The 9,007-nt window shown below is 66.6% G+C and carries 4 protein-coding genes; 1 reads left to right on the forward strand and 3 read right to left on the reverse strand.

Going from position 1 to position 9,007, the window contains the following annotated elements:
• On the reverse strand, positions 1-2,464 hold a 2,464-nt coding region (locus ACO48X_RS09650; RefSeq protein WP_485001876.1), incomplete at its 3' end, for an ATP-dependent Clp protease ATP-binding subunit.
• A 206-nt stretch (positions 2,465-2,670) separates the two neighbouring features.
• The gene (locus tag ACO48X_RS09655) at positions 2,671-3,432 is read right to left on the reverse strand and encodes a hypothetical protein (protein ID WP_485001877.1); all 762 of its coding nucleotides are present in this window, start codon (positions 3,430-3,432) and stop codon (positions 2,671-2,673) included.
• A 453-nt stretch (positions 3,433-3,885) separates the two neighbouring features.
• On the opposite strand from ACO48X_RS09655, the gene ACO48X_RS09660 reads away from it, so the two are divergent.
• Positions 3,886-4,956: an Fpg/Nei family DNA glycosylase gene (locus ACO48X_RS09660; RefSeq protein ID WP_485001878.1), complete on the forward strand. Its 1,071-nt coding sequence runs from the start codon at positions 3,886-3,888 to the stop codon at positions 4,954-4,956.
• Between the two features lie 105 nt (positions 4,957-5,061).
• Here the strand turns inward: ACO48X_RS09660 and eccCa are convergent.
• Positions 5,062-9,007, reverse strand: a 3,946-nt coding sequence (eccCa, locus tag ACO48X_RS09665; protein WP_485001879.1) for a type VII secretion protein EccCa, incomplete at its 5' end; no start/stop codon positions are given.

A 9,007-nucleotide genomic window follows, 5' to 3' on the forward strand; every position in this document is an offset into this window, starting at 1 on the left:
GGCGCGCGCCATAGGCCGGGTCGTACCCGTCCATCGCGAGGAACTCCCTGGCCGCATCGGTCACGTCCAGCGTGATCCGCCGCGACTTCAGGCGCCGCGCCACCTGCTCCACCTGCAGATCCACGATCTTGCCCAGCTCCTCCAGGCTCAACGGCTCGAACACGATGACGTCATCAAGCCTGTTGACAAACTCCGGCTTGAACGCCTTCCGCACGGACGCCATAACCGCCTCGTGCTTCTGGCTTTCGTCGAGCGTCGGATCCATGAGCGCCTGCGAGCCCAAGTTCGAGGTCAGAATCAAGATCGTGTTCTTGAAATCCACCGTGCGCCCCTGGCCGTCGGTCAGGCGGCCGTCGTCGAGCACCTGCAGCAGAATGTCGAAAACGTCCGGATTCGCCTTCTCGACCTCGTCCAGCAGAATCACCGAATACGGGCGGCGCCGCACGGCCTCCGTCAGCTGGCCGCCCTCCTCGTAGCCCACGTATCCCGGAGGGGCGCCCACCAGACGCGAGACGGAATGCTTCTCCGAATACTCCGACATGTCGATGCGCACGATCGCGCGATCGTCGTCGAACATGAACTCAGCCAAAGACTTCGCCAGCTCCGTCTTGCCCACGCCCGTGGGCCCCAGGAACAGGAACGAGCCGAGCGGCCGATTCGGGTCGGCGACGCCGGCGCGCGAGCGGCGCACAGCGTCCGAAACGCTCGCCACCGCCTTCTTCTGGCCGATGAGCCGCTTGCCCAGGACGTCCTCCATGGACAGCAGCTTCTCCGTCTCCCCCTGCAGCAGCTTCCCGACGGGCACGCCCGTCCACGCGGAGATCACCTCCGCGATCTCGTCGGCGTCCACACGCTCGGCGATCATCGGCTCGACGTCGGCGTCGGCCTCGGCGAGCTCCTGCGCCTCGGCCTCCGCAATCTCGGCCTCGATGGCCGGAATGTCGCCGTTTTGGAGGCGGCCGGCGTCCTCGTAGCGGCCCTCGCGGACGGCGCGTTCGAGCTCCGTGCGCAGCTCGTCAAGCTTCACCCTCAGCTCGCCGACGCGGTTGCGCCCGGCCTTCTCGGACTCCCACCGCGCGTTGAGGGCGGCGAGCTCCTCGGATTTGTCCGCAAGCTCGGCCCGCAGCTTCTCCAGCCGGTCGGCGGCTGCGGCGTCGTCCTTCGTCTCCGTCTCAACCAGGTAGGCCTCCTCCATCTTGAGGCGGTCCACCTGCCGCTGCAGGGCGTCGATCTCCTCGGGCGAGGAATCGAGCTCCATGCGCAGGCGCGAGGCGGCCTCGTCGACGAGGTCGATGGCCTTGTCCGGCAGCTGACGCCCGGGAATGTAGCGGTTCGAAAGCGTCGCGGCGGCCACGAGCGCGCCGTCGGAGATCGTCACCTTGTGGTGCGCCTCGTACTTCGGCGCGATTCCGCGCAGGATCGCCACCGTATCCTCCACCGAGGGCTCGCCCACGTACACCTGCTGGAAGCGCCGCTCCAGGGCCGGGTCCTTCTCGATGCCCTCGCGGTACTCGTCCAGCGTGGTGGCGCCGATCAGCCGCAGCTCGCCGCGCGCGAGCATCGGCTTGAGCATGTTGCCCGCGTCCATCGCGCCCTCGGAGCCGCCGCCCGCGCCGACGATCGTGTGGATCTCATCGATGAACGTCACGATCTCGCCGGCCGAATCCTTGATCTCCTGGAGAACCGCCTTGAAACGCTCCTCGAACTCGCCGCGGTACTTCGCGCCCGCCACCATCGAGGCGACGTCGAGCTGGATGAGCCGCTTACCGCGCAGGGACTCCGGCACGTCGCCGTCGACGATGCGCTGGGCAAGGCCCTCCACCACGGCCGTCTTGCCGACGCCGGGCTCGCCGATAAGCACCGGATTGTTCTTCGTGCGCCGCGAAAGCACCTGGACGACGCGGCGAATCTCCGAGTCGCGGCCGATCACCGGGTCCATCTTGCCTTCGCGGGCCGCCGCCGTCAGATCCGCCCCGTACTTTTCGAGGGCCTGGAACGTTCCCTCGGGGTCGGGGCTCGTCACCTTGGAGCTGCCGCGCACATTCGGCAGCACCGCAGCGAGCTGTTCGCGGCCAGCGCCCGCCGACTGCAAGATCTCCCCCGCCTGGCTCTGCGAGGCCGCGACGGCAATGAGCAGGTGCTCGGTCGAAATGTAGGCGTCGCCCAGGGCGGTCGCCTCCTTGCCGGCGTCGCTGATGACGCGGGAGAGCGTGCGGGAGGCCCCCGGCTGCTGCACCGAAGACCCTTCGGAGGCCGGCAGCGCCGCGAGCGCGGCGTTCACGCGAGATTCGACCTCTCCGCGGTTGACGCCGACGGCGTCGAGAAGCGCCACGGCCACCCCGCCCTGCTGGGCGAGGAGCGCGGCGAGCAGGTGGAGGGGCTCGACCTGCGGGTTGCCCGCGTCGGTTGCAAGCCGAATGGCCTCGGCGAGCGCCTCCTGCGATTTGGTTGTCAGTTTGTCCATAAGCCTTTCACTTTCCTTTGCATCCTTGAGGGACGGCATTGATGTCTATAGAAGACTGTGTCTATAAAGGACAACGCCACTGAGGTTGAGTCTATTCCACTCAAGTTTATTTGCATAATGACGGCTCACGGACGAGGGCGGTCCCCCGCTGTCTTCTGTCGGCAGTCCAACGCACGCGCCGGCCGCCGATCCGGCGTCGCAGGCGACTAGTTTCCGAGCCCGCCCGTAAAGTCGCCTCCGATCGACAAGTCGCTCTTCTCGACGATCTTCGTCAGCTCCGACTCCGAATACGCCGATGCCGGGCACGTGTAGTTGACTCGCACGAGGATGGCCGGCGGGGTCGCCGTGAAAGTACGGAACCAGTACCAGCCGCGGTAGTTATTCCCGTCCTTTCCGGTGTAGGTCACCATACTCGCCACGCCGTCGACGTCCTTCCCTCCCGCGCCGTGCACTTTCGTTCTGCCGGAAGGCTCAGATCGGAAATCAGACATGCTCTGTTGCAGCTGACCGAGAAGCCGGTTCGCCAGCTCCTGTGTGACCTTCTGGTCCCCTCCCTGGGCTCCGCTGACATACTGCTGCTCGGCGGCAAGGTAGCAGCCCTTCTGGCTCCTCGAAAGGAACTTGCCGTCCTTTTCCACAAAGTCGACTTTCCAGTTTTTCATTTTCGTGGGGAACTTCCAGAAAGGAACTTCCTTGACGTCGACTTTGCCCTTGAAGCGCTGGGACGGGAGGCTTGCCGACGGCGAACCCGAAGCCGTTGCATCGCTCGCCGAAGGCCCGCCCCCGGCCGAGGATTTGTTCCCAGAAGGATCCTTGACGGCATGCGAGGCGTTGCCGCCAGAAGCTTCCTTGCCGGATTCGCCTCCGTCCGAGCACGCCCCCAGCGCGGCGAGGGACAGACCCGCGGCGGCGATCAGAGCCACGCCGCGCATGGCGAGAAGGCGCCGGCCTGGAAAACGGTGTGCCATTGCAATCACATCTCCTATCGAATGATCGACCGTTTTGAGTATTTGCTTACACCAACGGACTCTACCCATCTCTCGGGCAGGCATGTCGCCGCTGACACAATGTGGAACCTTCCCGTCGAACGCTCCTCGCGGAAGGGCTGGGAGAGGCAGGGAAAGCGCCGGATGACGCGAATCGGCGTCTCCTCGGCGATCGCGGGTAGGATGGTCGCCGACGCGAAAACCCGCGGTTTCCGGGGCCGCCGTCGGCGCAGCAGCGTCTGTGCCGGTCGCGTCCTTGCGAGTCGCGAACGGCGCAGCTGCGGAATGCCGGAGCCGCCGCCGCGAAAGTCGGAGGGATCCCGCGCGCCGGGATAACGCTGCAAACAACGAGACGCGCACGCCGGGAAACGCGCCCGCGAACGGCAGAAAGCGCACGCACGCCAAGACGTGCACGAACAGCAAGAAAGGGAGGCCATGCCGGAAGGTCAAGCAATTCACCGCATCGCGCGCCTGATAAACGAGAGGTTCGAGGGCGCCGGCGTCGTAGCGTCCTCCCCGCAGGGCCGCTTTTCCGACGGCGCGCACCGCTTGGACGGGCTCACGGCCGGACGGGCCGAAGCGTGGGGCAAGCACTTTTTCATGCCGTTCGCCGACGGCCGCTCCACCGCCCGCACCGACGGCGGGCCTTCGAACGGCATGTCTGCGGGCAACTCCTCCCCGGGCGAGGAAGCGCCAAACAGCGCGTCTCTAAACGCGAGAAATGCGATGGCCCTGAGCGCGGCGCCCCTCGCCGAGACTCCCCTGGGCGGCACGTCCCTGGGCGACGACGGGCCCGTGTGGCTTCACATTCATCTGGGTCTGTACGGCAGGTGGCATTTCACGGGCGAAGGCTCGGACGCAATCGTCGGCGCCGGCGTCCGCAGCGGCAACCACAACGCGGTCAACGTCGGCGCGGGCAGCACGGTGCGGCTGCGGCTCGCCGCCAATGGGTTTGCGGCCGATCTCACGGGCCCCTCGCGATGCGAGATCCTCGACGGGCCGGGCGTGCGGGCCGCAGTCTCCAAGCTCGGCCCCGACCCAGTTCGCAACGAGCCCGGAGACCGCGAGCGCTTCGTCGAGGCGGTTCGGCGGAGGCGGTCGCCGGTGGGCCAGCTGGTTCTCGACCAGTCGATCGCTGCCGGGCCGGGAAACATCTACCGCGCGGACTGCCTTTTCCGCGTCGGCATCTCGCCTCTGCGGCCCGGCAACAAGGTTTCGGCCGAGCGTCTGAAGGCCCTGTGGGACGACCTCGTTGAGACGATGCAGGCCGACGTTCCCAACGGCGTCATACGCACGGTCCCGGAAAACCTGAGGCCCGAACCGGCCGAGGCTTCCGACGTGAGAAATCCGGACGCAGCAGATGGCGCCGACGGCGAAGACCCGGAGGCCCAGCGTTTCGCGGTCTACCACCGCACGGGAAGGCCGTGCCTGAGATGCGGCACGCCCGTGGCGGAGAAGGAGATGGCCGGACGCCGCCTCTTCTGGTGCCCGAGCTGCCAGCGATGAAACGGCGAGGGGCTCTGCGCTCGCTGCGTCCGGTCGTCAAGCCCTTCAATCGAAAGAGACCGTCTCTTCCAGTCCGAAGAGGCCTTTAACCGAAAGAGACTGGCTCTAGTCGAAGGAGACTGCCGATTCGAGCCACGCCACCTGGATCAGCTCGCGATTGACTTCGCGCGAGCGGAACTGGCCGCGGCCGGGCATGCCCTCCTGAGGCCGGATCCGGCCGAGGACGGTGCCTTCCTCGGGGTTGCCGGGCAGGAGCATAGCGGGCGAGGCGAGGTCGTTCATCGCCTGAATGACGGGCGAGCCGTACATGGCCCTGCTCGCGCCTCCCATGCGGCGGGCGACGATGATGTGCAGACCGACATCGCGCGCCTGCGCCATCATCGGGACGAGTGCCCTGACCGGGTTGCCCTGGGAATTGTCGACGAGGTCGTAATCGTCGACGACGACCCACGCCTCAGGGCCCTTCCACCAGCTGCGCTCGCGCAGCTGCTTGGCGGTGACGTCCGAGCCGGGAACGCGCGTTGCGAGGAACTGCGCCAGGCCGTTGAGCTGCTCGGTCGCCTCGGCCGCGTTGCGCAGGTGGCGGCCGACGTAGCCTTCGGGCAGCTCGCCGAGGAGCGAGCCTCGGTAGTCCACAGCGAAGATCTGCGCCTGCTGCGGCGTGTACAAACGGGCGATCTCCGAGCAAATGAGCCGCAAAGTCGCGGTCTTCCCGGACTTCTGGTCTCCGAAGAAGAAGAAGTGGGAATTCGCGTCGAAGTCGATTCCGAAGGGCTCCAGGCGGGATTCGCCGAGCCCCAGAAGGACCCTGCGATCGTCCTTGCTGACCCTGCGGCGGACCTGCTCGATGGAAACCTTGTCCGGGAGCACGCGCAGCTTCGGGCCCCGCGGGCCGGTCCACAGTTTGTTGACGTTTTCGACGAAGTCGTTGACGCCCTCCGAGAGGTTCTCGGGGTTGTGATCGGCGTCCACCCGGGGAAGCGCGCCCAGAATATGGTGCTTGGACGGCTCAAGGCCGCGCCCGGGAGCGCCGGTGGGCACGTTTCGAGAGAGCTTCCTGTCGATCTCCGAATCGAGAGCGTCGCCCAAACGCAGCTCGATTCGCGAGCCGAACATGTCTTTGACGGCGGTGCGGAAGTTCATCCACCGCAGCGCCGTGGCGATGACGTGCATTCCGAAGTTCAGGCCGCGGGGGATGAGGTCTTGCAGGCGCATCTCGAGCTCGTCGAAGTCGGACCGCAGCGCCTGCCAGCCGTCGACCACCAGGAAAATGTCGCCGTATCCGTCGTCGGCCTTCCCCTCGGCGCGCATGCGCCTGTAAGCCGACATCGATTCGATTCCCTGGGCGGCGAAGTACCGCTCGCGGTCATCGACGATCGACTTGATCTCAGCGAACATGCGGCGGACGCGGGTTTCGTCGCTTCGCAGGGCGACGCCGGACATATGGGCGAGGTCCCGCATTCCGGCGAACGTGCCGCCGCCGAAGTCCATCGCGTAGACCTGGATCTCCATCGGCGTGTGGGTCAGCGCCAGCGCGCCGACCACGGTTCGCGCGAAGGTCGATTTTCCTGACTGCGGGCCGCCGATGATCGCAAGGTGGCCTCCCGCGCCGGAGAGGTCGAGGGTGAGGATGTCCCTGCGCTGTTCGAGCGGGCGGTCGACGTCGCCCACCGGGATCGTGAACTGGCCGGCGCCGCGCCACTTCGGCGAATGCAGGCCGAGGACGGGCGAGACGCGCAGATCCGGCATGAGGCTGTCGAGCGTGGCCGGGACGTTGAGCGGCGGCAGCCACACCTGGTGGGCGTCCGGCCCCTTGCCCGCCATCCGCGCGACGGCGATGTCGAAGGTGGTGTTCGGCACCCCGGGGATGCCGGAGTCGCCGAGCTCGTCCTCCTCCGGGCCCGAATCCTCTTCGACCTCCTCGACCTGCTCGGTCTCCAGGCGCAGAGGCTTGGCGGTGAAGTCGAGGATCTCCACATCTTGAACCTCGCCGGATCCGAGGGCGGCGCTCAGCTCCGCCCGCTTGGGCGGAGGCCCGGAAACGTAGGAGGAGCGGAATCTGATGAGCCCGCTGCTGGCGTCGGGCTTGAGGTATCCGACGCCGGGGATCGCGGGGAGCTCGTAGGCCTCGGAGCCGCCGATGACGCCGCGCGATTCCTGCGCGGAGAACGTGCGCAGGCCGATGCGGTATGACAGGTGCTCTTGCAGGCCGCGCAAACGGCCCTCTTCGAGCCTTTGCGAGGAAAGCAAAAGGTGGACGCCCAAGGATCGGCCGAGGCGGCCGATCTGGTTGAACATATCGACGAAGTCCGGCTTTTCTGCCAGGAGCTCGGAGAACTCGTCGGCCACCACGAGAAGCGCGGGAAGCGGCACGAGCTCGGTGCGGCCGTTCTTGCGAGCGCGCTCGTAATCGTGGATGTTCTTGAAGTTTCCGGCTGCCCGCAGGAGCTCCTGGCGCCGATTCATCTCGCCGCGCAGGGCGTCCTCCATGCGGTCGACCAGCGTGAGGTCCTCGCCGAGGTTGGTGATGATCGCCGAGACGTGGGGCATCTTCGCCATGCCCGCGAAGGTCGCGCCGCCTTTGAAGTCGATGAGCACGAAGTTGAGCTCTTCGGAGGAATGCGCCATGGCCAGCGCCAGAACGAGGGTTCGCAGCACCTCGGACTTTCCGGAGCCCGTCGCGCCGATGATGAGGCCGTGCGGGCCCATTCCGTTGAGCGCCGACTCCTTGATGTCCAGGTAGACCGTTTTGTGCTCGGGGGTCAGGCCGATGGGCACGCGCAGGCGGTCGCGCTCCAGGCGCGGCCTCCAGGCGATGTTCGTGTCGAGGTCGCGGACGTCGCCCAGCCCCAGGAGGTCCACAAGCTCGGCGGAGGCCTCCCCGGGGGCGTCGACGGCTGCGCCCGACGCCGCGGCGTCGGTCTGTATGAGAGCCTGCGTGGCCAGGCGCCTGGCGGCGGCCTCGGCCTGAACCACGGAAAGTCCGTGCGACCGGCCGCTGACCGGCTCGAAGCCGATCTGCAAAAGCTCGAGGTTATCGCCCTCCCCCAGCTGGACGCGCACCGTGTTCGCGTCCGTCAGCGACTCCCAGTTGGCGGGAATCTCCACGACGGTCACGCCCAAAACTCCGTCTTCGGTGATGATCGGATGGTCGGGCGGGATGGTGAGGCCGTCGTTGACGATCACCAGGTGGGGAAGCTCGGTTCCGTTCTGGTCGGAGACGAAGCGGGGGCGGTCGGCGACGCCGTCGGGCAGAAGGTCCATGATGTTGGTCGGATCGACGTCGATCATGCGGGCCGGGCCGATGGAGTCGAAGATCCGGTCGGAGCCGGCATGGGGAAGCCACTTGATCCAGTCCCACTCGTCCCAGTGGGCCGTGCTGGTGAGCACGGCGATGCGGACGTCGGAGGCCTTGGTGAAGGTTGCGATCTGAACGAGCACCGAACGCGCCACGGCCCGGGCCTTGGCCGGGTCGTTGCCGATGATCTGCAGGCGGGCGATCGTCGAGAGGTTGACGCCCAGCGGCAGTTCGTCAAGCCCTTTGTAGAGCCCCTCGAACTGGACCAGGGCGGATTCTGCGACGGGGTCGGCCTCGGCCACGGCCGAGGCCTCGGCCTTCGTGTAGTCCAAAGTGAAGGGCTGGTTCGCGGCTCCGACTCGCGACAGGAGGAACTCCTCGTCGGAGGGCTCGCGCTCGCCCACTCGCGTGCCTTCCTCGAGGATTATGGGAAGGTCGCCGGGGTGAGGCAAAAACCACTGAGCGAATTCTCTCTGCATGTCCTCGGCCTTGCGGGCGTTCTGCCTCGTTTTGGCCAGGTAGGCGAGGTATTCGCGTCTGCTTCCCGTGACGGAGTTCCTGAACTGGACGCGGTTGCGGTAGATGTTTAGAAAGGCCACACAGAGCATCGCCACGACGAAGAGGCCGGACATCAGGATCATCCTCGGCGAGCGATTGCCGGACATCGCCATGACCACCATCATGCCCATCGACCCGAACATGGGAAGGATCATGGCCAAAGCGCCGGTCAAGCCTTCCGAGCGCTGAATCTCA

The sequence above is a fragment of the Peptidiphaga sp. genome, assembly GCF_057238965.1.

Bases quoted from the DNA above. Each gene is read 5' to 3' on its own strand.
- ACO48X_RS09655 (WP_485001877.1), bottom strand. From the start codon at position 3,432: ATGGCACACCGTTTTCCAGGCCGGCGCCTTCTCGCCATGCGCGGCGTG.
- ACO48X_RS09660 (WP_485001878.1), top strand. From the start codon at position 3,886: ATGCCGGAAGGTCAAGCAATTCACCGCATCGCGCGCCTGATAAACGAG.